Source organism: Amycolatopsis sp. NPDC026612, from assembly GCF_040638285.1.
Lineage (GTDB): Bacteria > Actinomycetota > Actinomycetes > Mycobacteriales > Pseudonocardiaceae > Amycolatopsis.
In genome coordinates this window covers 68,119-86,840 of the sequence record NZ_JBEZYB010000007.1, presented here as the reverse complement: position 1 = coordinate 86,840, position 18,722 = coordinate 68,119, and the positions used below count along the sequence as shown (strand labels likewise).

The window sequence follows — 18,722 nt, the reverse complement described above, 5'->3', positions numbered from 1 at the left end:
GACCGAGCGGGAGATCGCTTACTGCTACCAGACTCCGAAAGCTGGCAGTCCGACGTGTATGACTTCCAGCCCCGCCAAGCTGACGGCGCGAGCTACCGCGTCCCTCAGCTCGTCGCGGCTCTCGGGCTTCCCGCAGCGCAGATTTGACCGCGCACCGCGGGTCCTCCCCGGTCGTGTCCGAAGAGGACCCACGGCACCTCAGCGGGGCAGGACGAGGTGGTCGGCGATGCTGTACAGGTCCGCCTGCGCGCTGGTGCCCGCGACGGCGATCGGCGCGTCGTGGACGGCCTTGAGGATCCAGAGCGTGCGGTAACCGTTCTCGTCGAGGTAGCGGGTCGCGTGTCCCTGGACCGGTTGCCCAGCGGTGCCGCGCACCTGGCCGGCCTCGTCGAGGCGCACCTGGACCGGCGGCATGGTGCTGCACGTGCCCACCGAGTAGCTCGTGCGCGGACCGCTCGGGCCGCCCTTCTCGACGTCGAACGTGCACATCCGCAGGCCGTCGGGCAGCTTGCCGAGGCCGAACACCGGGGCGACGGTGGTGGTGCCCGGGAAGGTGACGTTCTCCGCGACGCGGCGGCCCGCGTCGATCAGCTGCTGCGCCGACGCCGTGCTGCCCGGCTGCGCGGCCACGTTGACGTACAACGAGCCGCCATCGGGGTGAGTCAGGTACACCTCGTAGCCGCCCGGGCCGTCGGAGTGCGAGCTCTCCACGCCGGCGCGCCCGCCGATGGTGACGGGCCGGCCCGGACCGGACTTGAAGGCGGCCTGCCCGATCGGCATCATCCGCATTTCCTGCACGTCCACGAGCAGGACCTGACGCCCGGACGTCACGGTCAGCATGTACTCGCCGTCGTACACCGGCTTGTCGGGGTTCGCCGCGCTGCCACCGATGTTGATCCGGCGCACGAGGTGGTCGGCCTTGCCCGGCGGTAGCCAGCCGAGCGAGTAGGGCATGGTCAGCTCCGCGATGGCCGCCTTGTCCGGTGCCTTGACGGCGGCCGGAGCGCCGGCCTGGCCGGCGCCCGTGGCCACCTGGGTGTCGGACGCGGGCCGGTTCAGCGCGACGGCGGCGACCGCGGCCAGTGCGAGCAGGACCACCCCGGCGGCGGCCGCGAGCGGACGGCTCACCACGGCACGCCTGCGGTCGATGCGCTGACGCGTGGCCGCCAGCACCTGGTCGCTGTCGGGGGCGTCGGGCTCGTGGGCGGTGAAGGTGTCCTTGATCAGGTTCTCGATGTCCATCAGCTCTCCTTCGCCTGAGCCATCCGGTCGATGTTCAGGCCGTGTCGCAGGGTGGTCAGGGCTTTGCGGGCGTGGGCCCGCACGGTGGCCTGGGCGCAGCCGAGCAGGTCGGCGATGTCGGCGTCGGCGAGCTGCTCGTAGTACCGGAGCACCACGACCGCGCGCTGACGCCGGGGCAACCGCGCCAGGCGCTGCCACATGTCCTCGCGTGCCGCGTGGTCCGACGCGAAGTCGTCCGGCCGCGCCTCGTCCGGCGGGTCGCCCACGGCGATCAGCCGCGCCGACCCGCTGCGCCGCCAGGACAGGTAGCCGTTGGTCACCATCCGCAGGACATAACGGTCGGGGTGCTCGGCGTCGCTGATCCGCGACCACCGCCGGTACACCTTGACCAGCACGTCCTGCACCAGGTCAGCGGCCTGTTCCCGCTCCCCGGTCAGCATCGTCGCGTAGCGCAGCAACCGCGGCAGCTGCGCCCGGACGAAGTCCTCGTAGTCAGCCATCACTATGAAGACTGCCGCCGCGCAGGATCCGTGTACCGGCACGCAGAACTTTCTTGCGAACCGGCGCACGACGGAAGGGCCCGCCGGAGGGGTGCTCCGGCGGGCCCTTCGAGGTGGAACGGTCAGGCAGCGGCCGTCGAGGCGGAACTGCTGTGGCCGGAAAGATCCCGGCGATTCCCGGAAGCCGTCAGCTCAGGGTCAGTGCGGTGTCGTCGATGCAGAACGAGGTCTGCAGGGACGAGTCTTCGGTGCCGGTGAAGGTCAGCGTCACCGTCTGCCCGGCGAAAGCCGAGACGTCGACGGTGCGCTGCTGGTAGCCGGTGGCCTTGTTGAGGTTCGAGTACGTCGCCAGCGTGGTCGAACCGGCCTTGACGGTCAGCTTGTCGTACGCCGACGACGTGGTCGTCTCGGCGGAGTCGACGTGCAGGTAGTAGGTCAGCGTGGCGTGGCAACCGGCGGGGATGCTCACCGACTGGGACACGGTGTCGGTGTGGGTGCTGCCGTAGCCGTTGAGGTAGGCCAGGTAGCTGCCGGTGTGCGGGGCTTCACCGTCGGCGGAGGTGGTGATGATGCCGGTGGACGCGGTCCAGGGGCTGGTGCCGGTTTCGAAGCCGGGGTTGCCCAGCTGCTGGCCGGAGCAGCCACTGCCGCCGGTGGGGTTGATCGTCCAGCTGAACGTGGTGCTCGCGGTCGCGCCGGTGGAGTCCTTCGCGGTCGCGGTCACCGAGGAGGTGCCGGCTGTGGTCGGGGTGCCGGAGATCAGGCCGGCGGAGCTGATGGAGAGCCCCGCGGGGAGGCCGGAGGCGGTCCAGGTGTAGCCGCCGCTGCCGCCGGAGGCCGACAGCTGCAGGCTCGCCGCGGTGCCGACGGTGCCGCTCTGGCTGCCGGGGTTGTTCGCGGTGACCGGGCCGGGGCCGGAACCGCCGGAGGTGAAGGCCGCGGTGCCGTTGGGGGTGCCGAGCCCGGTGGGGCCGTCCCAGCCCGCGCCGGCCTTGCACAGCACCGCGACCGAGCAGCTGCCGTTGCTGCCGGAGGTCACGTCGTTGAGGTTTCCGGTGTGGGAGTAGGGATACGCGGCCGGGGTGTCGGACGCGCCGGGGTTGCCGGCGAGGGCGTAGACCGAGGCGATGATCGGCGACGAGGCGCTGGTGCCGCCGTAGACGGCCCAGCCGCTGCCGCCGTAGGTCTGGTACACCGCGACACCGGTCTGCGGGTCGGCCACGGCCGAGACATCGGCGTTGGCGCGCTTGCTGCAGCCGGTGGTGACGTTCTGGAACGACGGCTTGGCCACGCTGGCCGAGCAGCCGCTGCCCGCGCTGCTCCACGCAGTCTCGGTCCAGCCGCGGGTGCCGCCACCCTGGGTCAGCGAAGTGCCGCCGACGGCGGTGACGTACTGCGAGGAGGCCGGATAGCTGATGCCGTAACCGGAGTCACCGGTGCTCGCGGTGATCGCGACACCCGGGTGGTGGAAGTAGCTCGAGTCGTAGCCGGCTTCGCTGCCGTCCTCACTGCCGCCGTAGCTGTTGGACACGTACTTGGCGCCCAGCGACACGGCGGTGTTCACGGCGGTGCCGAGGTCGGCCGTGCTCGGCTGGCTCGCCTCGACGAGCAGGATGTGACAGTTCGGGCAGATGGCGGAGACCATGTCGACGTCGAGGGAGATCTCGCCGGCCCAGCCGCTGTCGGCGGTCGGCAGCGGACTGCTCTGGCCGTTCTCGTTGACCTTCTTGAAGCAGCCGTTCGCGGTGGTGCAAGCCGGTAGCCCGTAGGTGGAGCGGTAGGTGGCGAGGTCGGCTTCGGCGTTGGGGTCGTCGTTGGAGTCCACAATGGCCACTGTGGCGGACGAGCTGCCGCTCGCGGTCAGGTTGTAGGCGCTGCGCAGGCCGGACGGGCCGAAGCCGCCCGGCAGGGCGTTCGGTGCGAGCAGGGCGTGCATGGTGTCGGTCTGGCGTTCCGCGAAACACGTTGCCATACCTGGTTTTGCGACCGTGGCGCAGACGCGCGAGGTCGGGTGGACGGCGGCCGCCGCCGGCGCGGCGACAGCCGTTGCCGTGACGGCGGGGGTGGTCAGTGCCAGCGCCGCGAGTCCGGCGACAGCGAGGATTCTTCGGGGTGAACGGGACACGATCCCTCCCAGAGAGATGCATGTGAACGGGGAGTCCACTGTCTACATGGCGCGGTCCCGTGTGGATAGCCACCTTCGGACGGTGCCGTGATCTTGCCGGGCAGGACTGCCGGAAAAGCCGCCGAATGGAGCACGAATCAACCGGCCATCTCCTGACGGTGACCCGTAAAAGGGACGAATCAGAAATTGACGTTGCCATACTTTCGTCGGGACCGGAGCCGCCTGCCGGCCACCCCGGATGACCGACGGGGCCACGCGCGGCCCCTCGACGTCGGCGAGCGGACAACCGGGCGGCCGCGGTGCACGCGGCCGTCCGGCCTGCGGGGGCGATCCGGCTCGCCCGGTTCCGGGCGCCGCTAAATGCGTTGACGCGCTCGGACCGGTGCCTGAGGATGGTTCCAGACGAAAGAAACCACAGGAGTGATCATGATGCACATGCAGCTGCGAGAAGAGTGGTGCACCGCCGCCACTGTCGCCGCCTGCGTGTCCATGGGTTCCTGCGTGCGGCACCACCTTCCCGGCTCTGCGCCGTGACGTAGTCCGCGTCATGGCACGGGAGCCGCCCTCGGGAAACCGATCCGGGCGGCTTTCTCCTTTTCTGTGCCGCAATTCTTTCCAGATGCTGTTTTCCCTGCGCTTGTCTCGGCCGCAACAGTGCGGGCGACGCGAGTGCGCCTCCGTGGCTCAGTGGACAGAGCAGCGGCTTCCGAAGCCGCAGGTCGCAGGTTCGACTCCTGCCGGGGGCACCAGCCGACGTGCCGAGGGGGGCGCGCCGGCTCCCACGGGAGACGCGCCGGAGCGCGGGTGATCCTTGCAAGATCGCCTCGGTGGGTTCGACACCCACGTCTTCCACCGTGGCCGATGCCGAAGGAGACGAGGCCCCGGGCTGTGGCCCCGGGTGAAGCCGGTGCGAGTCCGGTCGGCCACTCACGCGCGCGGTTCGGCAACCAGCGGGGCCTCATAAGCCTCGCCAACGTGGATCGACACCACGGCGCGCGACCGCACCACCGCACGACTGCACCACCGCACGACCCGTGTCATGACGGTCATGGGGCGGCCTGCAAAGCCGCCGGTGCCGGGTTCGACTCCCGGGCGGGTCTCCGAGCACCATCGCGCCTTGACCGCGCGGATCGTCGCATCGGCAAACTGTCGGTGCCCCGGTCCAGTGTCCCGAACAGAACCTGAACGGGAGGAACCGTGGCCGCAACGCATACGCTGGAAACACCGGAAGCCGACATCGTCTACGACGTCCACGGGCCGGCGCCCGCCGAGAGCCCGCGGCCACCCCTGCTCATGGCCGGGCAACCCATGACCGCCGACGGGTTCGGCACGCTGGTGTCGCACTTCCCCGACCGCACCGTGGTCAAGTGTTCGGCAGCAGCGGTGGCGCGGTCGCCACGCTCGCGCTGGTCACCGCCCACCCCGGTGATGTCAGCACGCTGGTCGTCCACGAGCCGCCGCTCATCGGGGCGCTCCCGGATGCCGCCGCGGCCGAGCGCGCCGGCCAAGCGGTGCGGGATGCCTAACAGGCCAAGGGCTTCGGCGCCGGGATGGCGGCGTTCATGGCGATGACGTCGTGGCAGGGCGAATTCACCGACGCCTATTTCGCGCTTCCGCCGGCGGACCCGGTGCGGTTCGGCCTGCCTGCCGCCGACGACGGCAGTCGTGACGACCCGCTGCTGACCGACCGCTCCCTGGCGGTGACCACCTACCGGCCCGACGTCGAGGCGCTGGCCGCGGCGCCGACGCGCATCGTCGTCGCCGTCGGCGAGGAGTCGCGCGAGGTCTTCACCGGGCGTGCCGCGGTCGGCACCGCCGGACTGCTCGGGCAGGAGGCGATCGTGTTCCCCGGCCACCACGGCGGTTTCCTCGGTGGCGAGTTCGGCTACGCCGGTCAGCCGGAGGCCTTTCGCCAAGAAACTCCGGGAGGTGCTTGAAGGCTGACCTTCCCCTCTCTCCAATGCCCGGCGGACTCAATCAAACGTTTAGTTGACAGAGTCGTCTGCTTGGTTGACCATGGCTGCGTCACGGTCGCTGCGGGGAGAAGGGGTACGTCGTGGAGAAGCACGCGCTCAGGTGGTGGGCACTGGCGGTCGTGGTGCTCGCGGTGCTGGTGGACATGATCGACAACCAGATCGTCGCCGTGGCCCTGCCGACCATCCGGCGTGAACTCGGCACCGGCGAGTCCGCACTGCAGTGGATCTCGGCCGGCTACGCGCTGGGGTTCGCCCTCACGCTGATCACCGGCGGACGGCTGGGTGACCGCCACGGGACGAAGAAGCTGTTCGTCGCGGGCATGGTCGTGTTCACGGCCGCCTCGCTCGCCGCCGGGCTCGCCGGGCACGTCGGCGTGCTGATCGCCGCGCGCGTGGTGCAGGGCGCCGGATCCGGGCTGATGGTGCCGCAGGTCCTGTCGTTCGTCCACGCGGAGTTCGACGAGCGGGAGCGGCCCCGGGCGATGACCTGGTACGCGGCGGCGTTCCCGCTCGGCGGGCTCGCCGGGCCGCTGCTGGGCGGGGCGCTGACCGAGGCCGACCTGTTCGGGACCGGCTGGCGGGCGATCTTCCTGGTGAACCTGCCCATCGGGGTGCTCGCGCTGGCCGGCGCCCTGGTGACCATGCCGGGCCGGCCGGGCTTCGTCCGCCACCGCATGGACCCGGGCGGGCTGGCGCTGCTGACGGCCGCGTTGTTCGCGGTGTTCTTCCCGCTGGTGCAGGGGCGCGAGCTGGGCTGGCCGGCGTGGTCGATCGTGCTCCTGGCCGCCGCCGTCCCGCTGTTCGGCGGGTTCGCGTGGCACCAGCGGCTTCAGTTCCGCCGAGGTGGTGAACCGCTGCTCCCGCCGGACCTGGTGCGGCAGCTCGCCGGCAGCCAGGCGGTTCTCCTGTGCGTCAACACCGCGGTCGGCGTGTTCTTCGTCCTGACCCTGCACCTGCAGCTCGGGCTCGGCTTCTCGCCGTGGGAAGCGGCTTTGACGTTCGCGCCGTCGACGCTCGGCATCGTCGCGGGCAACGTCCTGGCCATGCGCCTCGCCCCGAAGCTCGGGCGGTCGTTCACCGCGGGCGCCGTCGCGGTACTGCTGGCCGGTCTGGTGGTGCTCGCGGTGCTGGTGTCGTGGTCGGGGCCCGCGTTGCGCGGCTGGGTGCTGCTGATGCCCGTGATCGCCGTCGGTCTCGGCATGGGGGCGGTGCTGAACGCGCTGTTCGGCGCGTCGATGGCGCGGATCCGGCCGGAGCAGGCCGGTGCGGCGTCCGGGATCGTGAACACCACGGTCCAGCTCGGCACGGCGACCGGGATCGCCTTGTCCGGTACCATCTTCTTCACCCGGCTCGACGGCGGTTCCGCAGCCGCGACGGCGGGAGCGCTCGCGGTCAGCGCCGGAGTCCTCGTACTGGCGCTCCTCCTGACGGCGGCGCTGCCCGTGCGTCAACCTTCTGTTCCGCAGAGTCAAGCGGTTGGTTGACGTATAGTCGCGACGTGACCGCGCCGAAGCCCCGCCGTTCGCCGAAGCCCCAAGAGCGCCAACGGGATCCGGAACGGACCCGCCGGCTGATCCTGGAGGCGGCGGCCGCGGAGTTCGCGGCGAAGGGGTACGCCGGGGCCCGGATCGCGGCGATCGCGGCGCGGGCCGGGGTCAACCAGCAGCTGATCTCGTACTACTTCGAGGGCAAAGAGGGCCTGTACCGGGCGATGTCGGAGGGGTGGGGGGAGCGGCAGAGCGAGCTGATGGCTCCGGACCTGCCCCTGTCCGAACAGGTGCGGCGGATGGCGCTGGAGGCACTCGCCAGCCGTGACGGCGTCCGGCTGCTGGCGTGGTCGGGCCTGGAGTACGACGGCCCGGACACCGACCCCGACCACGCGCCGCGCACGCAGCGCCTGGTGGGCACGGTGGAGCAGATCTCGGCGCTGAAAGCCGCCGGCCGCCTGCCGGACTGGGTCGACCCGGCGTGCCTGACGGTGCTGCTGATGGCGGCGGCGATGGCCCCGGTGACGCTGCCGCACGTGGTGGACGGACTGACCGGGACCGACGGCGGCTCGCCCGAATTCGTCCGGCAGTACGCCGACCAGCTGGCCCGGCTGGTCGAGCACCTGGGGCCGGACAAGCCCTGACGGGCGTCACTGCGTGACGGGTTCCGCGGTGGCGGTCGACACCACGGCGCCGGGGCCGGGCGTGGTCGACGGCGCGGCGGGTCCGGCCAGGGTCACGCCGGCGACCAGCGCGAGCGTGACGACGAACAGGGCCGTGCGAAGGAGGGCGGAAACGGAACAGACGACCATCATGGCAGGCTCCTCGCGATTTCCCCGTAATGGGGTAGATCAATTTCTCGGATGTCCGCGAAATCGCGGTCTGCATTGATGGTGTCTGCTGAGGGGTGGGGTGGACAAGTCGTTTCCCGTTGCTGGAAACGGCTTCCACGGGGAAACTCCGGCGGTGGCCCGGTCCGGTGGCACCGGCCGGGCACTGCAGCTTCGCCGGTCTGCGGAGCTCAATGCGTAGTCATGGCGGCACCCTCACCACGGTTTCGGCTTTCCCGTGGATGATCGCTGCGAAGGGCGCCTTCGCTACCGCTGTGGGCCGGGTGGCCGACAAGTGTCCAGTTTTTGGCCCATTTCCGGACGGCAAGAAACGAGCCGCCTCGCTGCGCGGTAGCTGCCGAACGTGACGGAAGGGCAACAATGTGAATTCGCGCGCAACACATTTCGTCGCGTTGGCGACTGGCTTCCATGAATGTGATGTCCATTCTTGGAGTTGCTTGGAGAATCGAGGAAATGATGAATGCGAGGATTTCACTCGTCACGGTGGTGATCGTGTTGACGGGCGCAGTCGTGGCCGCTTGCACCCCCGACCCGTTGGACGTGACCTGCGAGAAGTACCTCAGTCTCGGCGAGGCCGAACAGCTGGATCTGGCCGCCCTCTGGGGAACGCCCACACGCGACCACGTCGACGCGACGGGGAGGATCGTCGCTCCGCGCTACCGGAGCGACCTGCTCGGTTATTGCCGGACACATTCGGACGACAAATTGAAAGATCTCGAGCTCACCTTCCGGTGAGCACGATTCCACCCCCGAAAGGAGAAATCATGAGTGCGGAACCGCAGTCATCCGCGGGCCGGGTCCCGGGCTCGGCCGAACTCCGGCCGTACAGCGAGGGCAAGCGCGCCGGGTACGGCCTGTTGTGGTCGGCGTGGACCGTCCTGCTGACCATCGGCGGATTCGTCCAGCTGGCGAACGGCTCGGTCCTCTCCGGGCTGGTCGGCCTCGGGCTGGCGGCCCTGGCCCTTCGCTACGCCTGGCGGATCTGGACCTGGCAAGCGAAGCGGCTCATCTTCTTCATCGTCTTCTGATCATTTCGTTCCTGCGGCGAACGCGGTGCGGTATTCGGCCTCGCCGAGCACGGCGGGGTCGAGGGACACCCGGTACGCGGCGGCCTCCGCCCACCAGCGAGCCGCCGCCGGCCGGTCGTGGCGCTCGGCCGCCGTGTTCCCCAAGCCCGTCAATGCCCGAGCCCGCTCGTACTCACTCCCCGCGTCGTCAGCCACCTCGGCCGCGCGGTGGTAGCAGCGCTCGGCCTCGTCCCACTCGCCGGCGCGAAACCGCACCCAGGCCTCGCAGTTGGCCGACATCGCCCGCTCCACCGGCAGCTGGGCGAGCTCGGCCGATTCCCGGGCGGCGGCCAGCGCCTCGGGAAACCGGCCGAGGGTGACCAAGGCGAGCGCAATGCCGCGCAGGGCGATTGCCACGTTCCGGATGCGGCCCGTCCGGCGGTAGCCGCCCAGCACCGTAGTCAGGTCGGCGAGCGCGGAGTCGGCTTCGCCGCGGTACAGGCGGGCCCAGGCCAGGCTGGAGAGCGCGTCGATCGCGCCACGGTCGTCGCGGGCCAGTGCGAACTGCTCCTGGGCCTGCTGGTGGAAGCGGACTGCGGCGTCGGGGCGGCCCGACTCGATGTACGCCATGCCCAGGTTGTTGAGGATCATGCCCGTCGCGCTCGGGTTGCCGGCCGTTCGCGCGGCTTCCAACGCCCGCTCGTGCGTCCGGATCCAGGGCTCGAACAGCTTCTCGCGGAAGAAGAACGCGCGGAGCACGAACGCGAGCTGCCAGCAGCGGTCGTGAAGCTGGTGCCGGGCGGCGGAATCGACGATGTCGGCGAGCGTCGGCCACTGCACGCCCAGCCAGGCGAGGGCGCTGTCCGCGTCGGAGAAGGGCACGGCGGAAGGTGCCGGCAGACCGGTGTCCGGGCGGAACCGGTAAGGCTCGACGAGCTCGTCGGCCGCCACGGTCATCGCGACGAGGTGCTCGACCAGCCTGCGTACGGCGGCGTCGCTGTCTTCCGGCTCGACTCGGGGCAGGGCGTGCTTCGCCGCGAAGGTGCGCATCAGGTCGTGAAGCTCGACGTAGCCGCGCTCGTCGCGGACGACCAAGTTCGCGTCGTGCAGCCGGTCCACCAGCCGGTCCGCTTCACCCGGGCCGAGCCCGGCGAGCGCCTCGACGGCGCCGGTTTCCGCGGCGGCCGCGGGGTGCAGGGCGAGCAGACCCAGCAGCCGCCGCTGGTCGCCGGGCAACGCTTCGTACGACACGGCGAAGGCGCTGGCGACGCTCCGCTCATCGTCCTCGAGGGCGCCGAGCCGGGTGGTCTCGTCGGCCAGCCGGTCGCGCAGCTTCGTCGCGGTCCACCCGCCGGCGATGAACCGGGCGGCCACGATGCGCACCGCGAGCGGCAGCTGCCCGCAGCACCGGACGATCTCGGTCGCCACCTCGTCGTCGGCCGGTGCGTGGTCGCCGGCGACGGACCGGAGGAGGTGCACGGCGTCGTCGAGCGGCAGTACCCCGACGGGGAAGTGCCAGGCGTCGTCGAGCGCGGGCAGCCGGCCCCGGCTGGTCACCAGGATCCGGGACGGCGTCTCGCCGCCGGCGATGGCCCGGATCTGCTCGGCCGACCGGACGTTGTCCAGCACGAGGAGCATCCGCCGCCCGCGCAGCTGGTCACGGACCAGGTTGGCCAGCCCGTCTTCGTCGGCGGCGAGCTGGTCGGCCGAGACGTCCAGCAGCCGCAGCAGCCGGTGCAGGGCGTCGCCGGGCGAAAGCTCGACGGCCCCGGGGGTGTGGCCCCGGAGGTCGAAGAAGAGGCAGCCGTCCGGGAAGGTGCCCATGACCTGCCGGGCGGCGGCGACGACCAGTGCCGTCTTGCCGGCTCCCGCCATCCCGTGCACCACGCCGACCCGGGCGTCGTCCGGGCCGAGGAGCAGCGCGGAAAGCGCTTTGAGTTCGGTTTCGCGGCCGACGAAGTACCGGCCGATGTCCGGCAACCCGGCTATGCCGCCGGCGCGCCGGCGCGCGGTCAATGTCGATTCCGCGACGAGGGCGAGCAGTTCTCCGCCGGCGTTCAGTGCCTGGTCGCACGCCTTGGCCAGGTCCCGGTTCACCCGGACCTTGCCGTTCTCCACCTTGCTCAGGTAGCCCTTGGTGAAATGCACGGAGGCCGCGAGCCCGGTGAGTGACATGCCGACCGACGTCCGTCGACGCTTCAATTCCGCTCCAAAGTCCGGCATGGGCCGATCATCCTGTATTCGGCGAACGGGGGGAAGGCCGGCCGGCGGCCCGGGACCGCCGGCACGTAAGTGGTCAGCCCAGCAGGGAGACCAGCTGGCCGAGCACGATGATGAGGTGCGTGTGCATCGCGTTCACCCTTTCCGGATCGCTTCGCCGCCGCTTTCGTGCGGCGAGTTCCTTGACTGCCGAAGGATTTCGACGAAGCAAGCTTGACCCGGCGAATTTCCCGGCGGTAGACGTTTCCCGTTGCCTCTCGGTGGAAACCGGTGACCTGCGCTGTTTCCGGGCCCGGAAACGGCCGGGAAACGGGCGACGGCGTCGTGCGCCGCGGCGGGAGCTGGGTAGACTTCCCCGCAACGACCAAGACGGAGGTGCGGCTTGGCTCAGGAGGCGGCCGAAGCGAAGATCAACGCTCTCTCAGTGGAGCTGAAACTTCTTCGCAAGGGGCTGGGCATCCAAGCGAAGACCTTGCCCGCTCTCGTCGGCGAACAGTTGCGCGAAGTGTGCGGTGTCGACGACGAGGACACCCCGGGAACGGTTCGCGGGAAGGTCGTCGAGACGCTTCGCCGGTTGATCGAGAAGCTGCCCGAATCGCACCGGCGAACGGCGCGGATCGTCCTGGGTTTCGGCACCGGCGCGAACGAGCGCTACACCCAGCGCCTCGAACTGCTCGGCACGGGAGCCGACCGCAACGTGCGCACGATGCAGCGTCGCGCCGACGACGTGATCTACCTGATCGCCGAGGCCGCGTACGGAGAGCCGGTGCTGTACGGGGGCAGCTCTGCCATCAGCCAGGACGACCCGTGGCACACGTCGGCCCTCGCCGTCCGGCTCACCCTGACCGGCACGGCCGCCGCCGAGGTCTTCGAGACCCGCAGGGTGGTCAGCCACGTCGCCGGGCTCGCTGACGTCGAGCACGCGATCTCCCTTGCCCGGCCCGCCAGCACGAGCGGCCGGCCGGACCTGTCGGGCCTCGGCATTGACGTGGTCGCCGGCGGCGAGGTGCATTCCGTGCGGATGGTCAGTTCCACCCGGGTCGCCTTCAGTCTGCGTCCGCCGCAGCCGCTCGACGCCGGGGACGAACACGAGTTCTTCTTCCGCACCCGGGTGGACGAGCTGCCGGCGCCCTTCTACTGCTGCACGCCGGAATTCCCGTGCCAGAGTTTCGACCTCAACGTCCGGTTCGATCGGCGGAAGCCACCGCTGCGCGTCTGGCGCATCGACGGCGAGTTCTCCAAGGACGCCGAGGACCCGCTGACGGCGCGCAAGCCGCTCTTCCTCGACAACGCGGGCGAGGTGCGCACCGGTTTCCGTGACCTGCGGCCCGCGAGGTCCTACGGTGTGGGCTGGCAGCCCGCTTCTTGAGCTACCAGCCACCGCATCCCCGGGAGACGGAGCGGACCGGCTGAGCCGTGTGCGCTCCATACTCCTCCTCGCCTTGACCGCCACCGTCCACGATGCCGTATCGGGGCGGGTGGCGTCTCGGTTAAAACATGACAAAAACGCGACACTTCAATGCCTTCGTCCGGCCTTGACCGAATGGCGTCTTTTCCGGTTCGCGGTCACCATTCTGTAATGGTGACGATCCGATCAAGCGGTACTTCGCCGGTAACAGCTCGAGTGGCTTCGGCGACTGGGTGGTATCCGTTGCCGGTCGGTGGATAACGGAATTATCCAGGAGATCACCCGGCTGTAACGGAAATCATTGTTCCGTCGACATCGGCGGTTGTCGCGTACGGCACGCGAATCCGTCACGCGGCGCCACCCGCCGCGTCCCGTCCCGATGACACGCCCGAGGCGCTGCGGGCCGAGCTGGCGTCGCTTCCTCGCGGTGGAGGACGCGGGCGACGCACCGGCCGCTTCGCTGCTGGAGCAGCTCGAGTCACTGCTCGACGAGGTGATCGCGCTGCGGGAAGCCGAACGTGTTCAAGCCGCGGACGCGCTCCATCGAGGCACCGGCGGGGTGCCGGTGACTCCTCCACTTCGACGAAAGCAGGCAACCATGTCCCATGCGGACCTCGCCAAGCAAGTGACGGTGCTCTTGGCCGAGCTGTTGTCGGGCACGTTGAGCGGTCGCGCGGAAGAAGCCGCGGACCGGCTCTTCGACCTCGTGTCCGGACGGCTGGCCCGCGCGGGCCAGACCGAAGCCGTCCGGGATTTCCGGCAGCACCCGGCGTCGACGGCGAACCGCGACGCCCTGACGCAGTGTGTTGCCCGCGAGCTCACGAACGACGTGTTCCACCGGGAGGTCACCGCCTGCCTCGACCAGTCGGTCACCACGTCCGGCGGCTTCCGCCAGACGTCGGGCCGGGACAGCTACGGGGCAGGCCGGGACCTGAGCGTCGACCGGAGCCGGCGCACGAGCAAGACCAGCTTCGGCGGTCTCCCCGTGGCGGCGGTCGCCATCGTCGCCCTCATCGCTTTGGGGCTGGGGGCGAAGGTCGTGTTCGGCGGCAGCGGAACGCAGACCGGCACGTCGTTGGACGCCGACTCGACCTGCACCGAGTTCCTGCGCGCCGATCCTGCCACCCAGATGGCGGTGGTGAAAGAGCTGTACCTCGCGGCCGGCCACGCCGACCGGGCGGGTGACCCGTTCATCCTGCAGAACGCCACCTACGCGTGCGGCTCGTCGCCGAACATGAAACTCCGCACGTTGGCGCACTGAGGTGGTGTGATGGGGTCCTACGACGTCTTTCTCAGTTTCACCTGGTCGGACATCGACGAGGTGCTCGCGCTCGAGCGTGCGTTGCGGGCCGCCGGGTTGCGAGTCTTCCGGGACAGCGAGGAAATCCGCGAGTTCGAAGGCATCACGGAAGGCCTCGACGCCGCTTTGGCTTCGTCGACGGTCCTGCTCGCCTACTACTCGCGGCGATTTCCGACGCGGTATGCCTGCCAGTGGGAACTGACCTCGGCCTTTCTCGCGGCCCAGGCGGCCGGCGACCCCCGGCAGCGGGTGCTCGTGGTCAACCCCGAACCCGACGGGAACCACATCGCACCCGTGGAACTGCAGGACGCCGCGTACTTCGGCCGCCCTCGGGACGAGCGGGATCGCGTCCGCATCGCCGGCCGGGTCGCCGAGATGGTCTGGGCAGCGGGTGTGCCGCTGGGCGCGGTGCGCAGCACTGCGCCGATGCTGCCCCGGCTGCTGCGGCCGCGGCGGTTCGTCGGCCGGTACCAGGCACTCTGGCAGATCCACAGCGCCCTCCATTCCCGCGAGCTGCCGCCCGCCACGCCTCGTACGTCTTCGGCGCTGGTGGTGGTGCGGGGCTTCGCCGGTCTCGGGAAGACCAGCCTCGCCGAGCAGTACGCCTTCCTCTTCCGGGACGCGTTCCCGGGCGGCGTGCGGTGGCTCGGCTTGTTCGGGCAGGACGACCCGGCCGGCGTGCCGACGCGCTTCCATTCGGGCCTCCGCCAGATCGCCGCCGAACTCGGCGCCGACGTCACCGGTCTGCCGCCCGCCGAGGTGAAGACGCGCATTGCGCGCCGCGTCGAAGCCGAACAGCGGTCGCAGCTGTGGATCGTCGACGACGTCCCGTCGGAGCTGTCCGCCGGAGAGCTCGACGAGTTCGTCATGCCGACGTCCTTCGTCCGGACGGTTCTGACGACGAGGACGGGCAACCCGGACTGGCCGGCGCCGGTCGTGGAGCTGGCCGGCCTGACCGAGGACGAAGGGGCCGCGCTGTACACGGAGGTCGTCGGATCCACCGCACCCGGCGCGCTCGCCGCCGTGCGCCGGCTCGTCGAGCGGTGCGGTGGGCATCCCCTCGTCCTCACGAGCGCCGTCGCCACGCTGCGCGATCGGCGGGGCGCGATCGACGAGACGGGCTTCGCGGACGTCCTCGATTCGGTGAAGGGCAGCGTCGTCGACGTCCTGCGCCAGGCGGTCGGCGGCTGCTCGCCGACCGCGCGGCGGATCCTGCGGATCGCGGCGGCGATCTCCCGTGCACCCGTGCCGCCGGAGCTGGTGCGCCGGGTGCTGCCGGGCGAACCGGTCGCCGACGCCGTCGCCGAGCTGGCCCAGCGGGCATTGCTGACCCACCTCGAAGCCGGGTGGGACGTGCACGCCCTGGTCGGCGACGCCGCCGGTGTCGACGACGAGCTGACCCGCCGCAGCGCAACGGCGGTCCTCGAACTGGCGGCCGGCACCGGCCACCTCCACCAGCACGCCGCGGCGCTGGCCCAGCACGTGTGCGTGCCCGCGGCGCAGCGAGCCCGGTTGCGGCGGATCGGGCTCGATTGGTTCCGCCGGGAGGGCGACATCGTCGCGGCGCGGTCCGCGGCGGAGGAGATCCTGGCCGCGGACGCAACGCCGGCGACCGACCGGATCGCCGCCGCCGCGGTGCTGCTCGAGTCCGGTGAGTTCGAGCACGCAGCCGCCGTCTGCGGGCCGCTCACCCGCGCCCCCGACCCGCTGGACGCGTTCCGCGCCCGGCTGACGACCGCTCGCGCGCTGGACCAGTCGGGCCGGTACCCGGAAGCGGATCCCGTTTGGCCGGACCACATCCCGGACGCGCTACCGGCTGTGGAGCAGGCCGAGGCCCGGGTGTTCATGGCGGTGGGACGCCGGATGCGCGGGCGGTTCCGGGAAGCCCTCGAACTCCTCGGTACCGGCGATCCGGACTCGCGGGCGCGGCTCGAACTGGCCCGGCTGCGGATCATCACCGGCGACGTCAAGCAGGCGCGGACGATCGCCGAAGCGATCATCCACGAACACGACTCGCCCGACCACGAGCGCCACCCGCTGCGGCTGGAGGCGATCGGCGTGCACGCCGAAGCGGAGATGACACTGGAGCTCACCGAGCTCAAAGTGCACGACGAGGGCTGGGACTCGCTGGAAGTGCACCTGCGGTCCGCCCGCGACAGCCTGGCCGGGCTCTTGGGCCCCGAGAGCCCCTTGACCCTCGCGGCCGGTGTCCGGTGCGCCCGCGCGTCCGTCACGCGCGGCCGCCCGAAGCGGGCGCTGCGGGAATTCGCCGCGCTCGATCCGCCGGTGCGGGACGTCTTCGGGGACCACCACCCGCTCCACCACTGGCTGTGCTATTCGACCGCGCAGGCGCACGCCCAGCTCAAGCAGTACGAAGAGGTCGCCGGCATCCTGCGGCCGCTGCTGGGCAGGCAACGGACGTCGATCGGGCCGAACCACCCCGACACCATGGCGACCCAGCTCGATCTCGGCATTTCACTCGCGCTGACCGGCCGCAAGGAGGAAGCCGTCCCGCTCGTCGTCGAGGCGGAGCGGCGGATCGGCGAATGCCTCGGCTGGCGGTCCGAACTCCGCAACCGGGCCGGGGTCACCCGGGCACTGATGAACCTCCCGGTGTTCGTCTGGCAGCTCTTCCCCCACCTCGACGCCCTTTTCGGGAAGAAAAAACCCGAGCCGGACTGAATCTGTCGTATTTTTGTCCTCTTTCTCGTTCGATTGTCACGGTATCAATTCGGGGCGTAACACAATCCGGTTCCGGAATGATTTTCAGGGACGTCGATCGGGAAATGAAAGCGCGGAGGATGGGCTATGGAGAAGCCGTTGGGCAGCCGGTACCGGCTGGGGGAGCTGCTGGGCCAGGGTGCGATGGGCCGCGTCTTCACCGGCTCCGACGAGCGGGGGAACGCCTACGCCTGCAAGGTGCTGAAGGACGAGCTCGTCGAGGACCCCGAACTGGTGGCGCGATTCCTGCAGGAGCGGTCCATTCTGGTCGGTCTGCGGCACCCGAACCTGGTGGGCGTGCACGACCTGGTCGTCGAAGGCGAGACCGTGGCGATCGTGATGGACCTGGTCGCCGGCGGCGACCTGCGCGCCCGGCTCGCTGCCGAGAAAACGTTGCTCCCCGCCGAAGTCGCCCGCATCGGCGCCGGCGTGGCGGCCGCGCTCGCGGCGGTGCACCAGGCCGGGGTCGTGCACCGCGACGTCAAACCGGAGAACGTCCTGATGGACGGGACCGTGCCGCGCCTGACGGACTTCGGCATTTCGCGGCTGGTCACCGCCACCGATCTGGGTCGCCGGTCGCTGCTGGTCGGGACGCCGCAGTACCTCGCGCCGGAACTGGGCAAGGGCCTCGAAGCGACCCCGGCGTCGGATCTGTATTCGCTCGGCGTCCTGTTGTACGAGCTGTGCTGCGGGGTCACGCCGTTCGCCGGCCAGTCGACGTTCGCCGTGATCCGGTTGCACGAAACCGCGCTGCCCGGCCGGCCTGCCGGGGTGCCCGACCAGCTGTGGGACGTGCTCGCCTGGCTGATGGCCAAGCGGCCGGCGGACCGGCCCGAATCGGCACAGCAGGTCGCGACGATCCTCGACGGGCTGGTGCTGGAGCTGATGAGCTCCCCGCTCGTCCTCCCGCTCACCACGCCGCCGCAGCCGGTGTCCCTCAGCGAACCCGGCCTGGGCACCGAAACCGTGCTCGGCGTGCCCGCGGCCCCACCGCCCAGACCACTCGCGACCACACCGCCGGGCTTGGCGGCCGGAGGAACCATGGCTCCCCGCAAACGCCGTCGCGGCTTGGTCGCGCTGACCCTGTTCGTCGTACTGGCCCTGCTCTTCGGCGGGTGGTTCGTGTTCCGGCCGTCGCCGAACACGAGCACCGCCGCCGAAACCACCGCTGCCCCGACCACGGCCGCGCCGGTGGTGGCGTCCACCAGCGACTCGCCGGCGGTCACCACGACGGCGAAACCGACCGTGATGCCGAACGTCGCGGGCAAGAAGCTCGCGGACGCCCAGGACGCGCTGCCGGGCATCCAGGTGACCACGGAGGACAAGATCGACGCGACCGCCGCCGACGGCACGGTGATCGCGCAGGATCCGGCGGCCGGCGCGGCCATCGGCGGCCCGGTGAAGCTGACGGTCGCCCGGCAGGCGCAGCTGGTCTACCTCGATTCCGGCCGTCCTGCGGCCGGTGAGTGGAGCAGCGGCGTCCAGAACGCCAACATCGCCGGCAAGAGCTACCTGCACGCGGTCGGCATCGAGGTGTCGGCGGACAGCGACACACGTGGCGTCGAGTACAACATCTCGAAGGGGTTCCGCCGGTTCACCGCCACCGCGGGCATCGACGACAACGCCGTCGATTCGACGCTGAAGGTGCAGCTGGAGGTCTTCGCCGACGGCCGGGAGGTCTTCAACAAGCCCGTGCCTTACGGCACCCCGGTCCCGGTCGACCTCGACATCAGCGGCGTGCTCCGGCTGCGGATCCAGTGGGAAGGCGTCTCCGGCAACCGGTCCATCTGCTGCCGCAGCAGCTACCTCGTCCTCGGGACCGCGGAACTGCTGGGACTGCCGGGCGAAGTCCCGACGTCGACGCCGAGCACGACCGGCTGACCGG

The 18,722-nt window shown here is 70.5% G+C and carries 15 protein-coding genes and 2 tRNA genes; 12 read left to right on the top strand and 5 right to left on the bottom strand.

All coding sequences use genetic code 11. The annotated features are described in order from the left end of the window. Positions 1-198: 198 nt before the first annotated feature. The 3 genes from AB0F15_RS10125 to AB0F15_RS10115 form a co-directional block, all read right to left on the bottom strand. Positions 199-1,242, bottom strand: a complete 1,044-nt coding sequence (locus tag AB0F15_RS10125) for a hypothetical protein (RefSeq protein ID WP_360268109.1) — start codon at positions 1,240-1,242, stop codon at positions 199-201. Beyond that, positions 1,242-1,742, bottom strand: coding sequence for a SigE family RNA polymerase sigma factor (locus AB0F15_RS10120; protein WP_360268107.1), 501 nt, complete (start codon positions 1,740-1,742; stop codon positions 1,242-1,244). Before AB0F15_RS10120 ends, AB0F15_RS10125 begins: the two co-directional genes overlap by 1 nt. Before the next feature lie 187 nt (positions 1,743-1,929). Beyond that, positions 1,930-3,867, bottom strand: a complete 1,938-nt coding sequence (locus AB0F15_RS10115; RefSeq protein ID WP_360268104.1) for a putative Ig domain-containing protein — start codon at positions 3,865-3,867, stop codon at positions 1,930-1,932. 673 nt (positions 3,868-4,540) lie between these two features. Here AB0F15_RS10115 and AB0F15_RS10110 point away from each other — a divergent pair. From AB0F15_RS10110 to AB0F15_RS10085, 6 genes are all read left to right on the top strand, one after another. Beyond that, positions 4,541-4,616, top strand: a tRNA-Arg gene (locus AB0F15_RS10110). Positions 4,617-4,895: 279 nt separating this feature from the next. Next, positions 4,896-4,968: transfer RNA gene (locus tag AB0F15_RS10105), tRNA-Cys, on the top strand. A gap of 266 nt (positions 4,969-5,234) precedes the next feature. After that, on the top strand, positions 5,235-5,393 hold the full coding sequence (locus tag AB0F15_RS10100; protein ID WP_360268102.1) for a hypothetical protein: 159 nt from the start codon (positions 5,235-5,237) through the stop codon (positions 5,391-5,393). Between the two features lie 24 nt (positions 5,394-5,417). Continuing rightward, positions 5,418-5,804: a hypothetical protein gene (locus tag AB0F15_RS10095; protein ID WP_360268099.1), complete on the top strand. Its 387-nt coding sequence runs from the start codon at positions 5,418-5,420 to the stop codon at positions 5,802-5,804. 119 nt (positions 5,805-5,923) lie between these two features. Then, positions 5,924-7,327 (top strand): MFS transporter, encoded by a 1,404-nt coding sequence (locus tag AB0F15_RS10090; RefSeq protein WP_360268096.1) that lies wholly within the window; start codon positions 5,924-5,926, stop codon positions 7,325-7,327. 14 nt (positions 7,328-7,341) lie between these two features. Continuing rightward, positions 7,342-7,974: a TetR family transcriptional regulator gene (locus AB0F15_RS10085; RefSeq protein ID WP_360268094.1), complete on the top strand. Its 633-nt coding sequence runs from the start codon at positions 7,342-7,344 to the stop codon at positions 7,972-7,974. A gap of 6 nt (positions 7,975-7,980) precedes the next feature. Here the strand turns inward: AB0F15_RS10085 and AB0F15_RS10080 are convergent, their stop codons facing one another. Continuing rightward, complete coding sequence (locus AB0F15_RS10080) at positions 7,981-8,145, bottom strand: hypothetical protein (protein WP_360268091.1); 165 nt, start codon at positions 8,143-8,145, stop codon at positions 7,981-7,983. A gap of 453 nt (positions 8,146-8,598) precedes the next feature. On the opposite strand from AB0F15_RS10080, the gene AB0F15_RS10075 reads away from it, so the two are divergent. Both AB0F15_RS10075 and AB0F15_RS10070 read left to right on the top strand, forming a co-directional pair. After that, positions 8,599-8,916 carry a hypothetical protein gene (locus AB0F15_RS10075; protein WP_360268088.1) on the top strand — a complete coding sequence of 106 codons (318 nt, stop codon included), beginning with the start codon at positions 8,599-8,601 and terminating at the stop codon, positions 8,914-8,916. A gap of 29 nt (positions 8,917-8,945) precedes the next feature. Continuing rightward, on the top strand, positions 8,946-9,209 hold the full coding sequence (locus AB0F15_RS10070) for a hypothetical protein (protein WP_360268085.1): 264 nt from the start codon (positions 8,946-8,948) through the stop codon (positions 9,207-9,209). Here AB0F15_RS10070 and AB0F15_RS10065 read toward each other — a convergent pair whose 3' ends face one another. Next, positions 9,210-11,411, bottom strand: coding sequence for a tetratricopeptide repeat protein (locus tag AB0F15_RS10065; RefSeq protein ID WP_360268083.1), 2,202 nt, complete (start codon positions 11,409-11,411; stop codon positions 9,210-9,212). A 379-nt stretch (positions 11,412-11,790) separates the two neighbouring features. Here AB0F15_RS10065 and AB0F15_RS10060 point away from each other — a divergent pair, with 379 nt between their 5' ends. The 4 genes from AB0F15_RS10060 (at position 11,791) to AB0F15_RS10045 (ending at position 18,718) form a co-directional block, all read left to right on the top strand. Continuing rightward, entirely contained in the window at positions 11,791-12,777 is a 987-nt protein-coding gene (locus AB0F15_RS10060) for a hypothetical protein (RefSeq protein ID WP_360268080.1), read from the top strand. A gap of 418 nt (positions 12,778-13,195) precedes the next feature. Continuing rightward, on the top strand, positions 13,196-14,077 hold the full coding sequence (locus AB0F15_RS10055; protein ID WP_360268077.1) for a hypothetical protein: 882 nt from the start codon (positions 13,196-13,198) through the stop codon (positions 14,075-14,077). Positions 14,078-14,086: 9 nt separating this feature from the next. After that, the gene (locus AB0F15_RS10050) at positions 14,087-16,798 is read left to right on the top strand and encodes a TIR domain-containing protein (RefSeq protein ID WP_360268074.1); all 2,712 of its coding nucleotides are present in this window, start codon (positions 14,087-14,089) and stop codon (positions 16,796-16,798) included. 126 nt (positions 16,799-16,924) lie between these two features. Continuing rightward, positions 16,925-18,718 (top strand): protein kinase, encoded by a 1,794-nt coding sequence (locus tag AB0F15_RS10045; RefSeq protein WP_360268071.1) that lies wholly within the window; start codon positions 16,925-16,927, stop codon positions 18,716-18,718. Positions 18,719-18,722: the final 4 nt, after the last annotated feature.

Excerpts from the sequence above, each read along its gene's own strand:
- AB0F15_RS10095 (WP_360268099.1), top strand. The coding sequence starts at position 5,418 with ATGGCGGCGTTCATGGCGATGACGTCGTGGCAGGGCGAATTCACCGAC.
- AB0F15_RS10065 (WP_360268083.1), bottom strand. The coding sequence starts at position 11,411 with ATGCCGGACTTTGGAGCGGAATTGAAGCGTCGACGGACGTCGGTCGGC.
- AB0F15_RS10070 (WP_360268085.1), top strand. The coding sequence starts at position 8,946 with ATGAGTGCGGAACCGCAGTCATCCGCGGGCCGGGTCCCGGGCTCGGCC.
- AB0F15_RS10120 (WP_360268107.1), bottom strand. The coding sequence starts at position 1,742 with ATGGCTGACTACGAGGACTTCGTCCGGGCGCAGCTGCCGCGGTTGCTG.
- AB0F15_RS10050 (WP_360268074.1), top strand. The coding sequence starts at position 14,087 with ATGGGGTCCTACGACGTCTTTCTCAGTTTCACCTGGTCGGACATCGAC.
- AB0F15_RS10125 (WP_360268109.1), bottom strand. The coding sequence starts at position 1,242 with ATGGACATCGAGAACCTGATCAAGGACACCTTCACCGCCCACGAGCCC.
- AB0F15_RS10045 (WP_360268071.1), top strand. The coding sequence starts at position 16,925 with ATGGAGAAGCCGTTGGGCAGCCGGTACCGGCTGGGGGAGCTGCTGGGC.
- AB0F15_RS10075 (WP_360268088.1), top strand. The coding sequence starts at position 8,599 with ATGTCCATTCTTGGAGTTGCTTGGAGAATCGAGGAAATGATGAATGCG.
- AB0F15_RS10080 (WP_360268091.1), bottom strand. The coding sequence starts at position 8,145 with ATGATGGTCGTCTGTTCCGTTTCCGCCCTCCTTCGCACGGCCCTGTTC.
- AB0F15_RS10055 (WP_360268077.1), top strand. The coding sequence starts at position 13,196 with ATGACACGCCCGAGGCGCTGCGGGCCGAGCTGGCGTCGCTTCCTCGCG.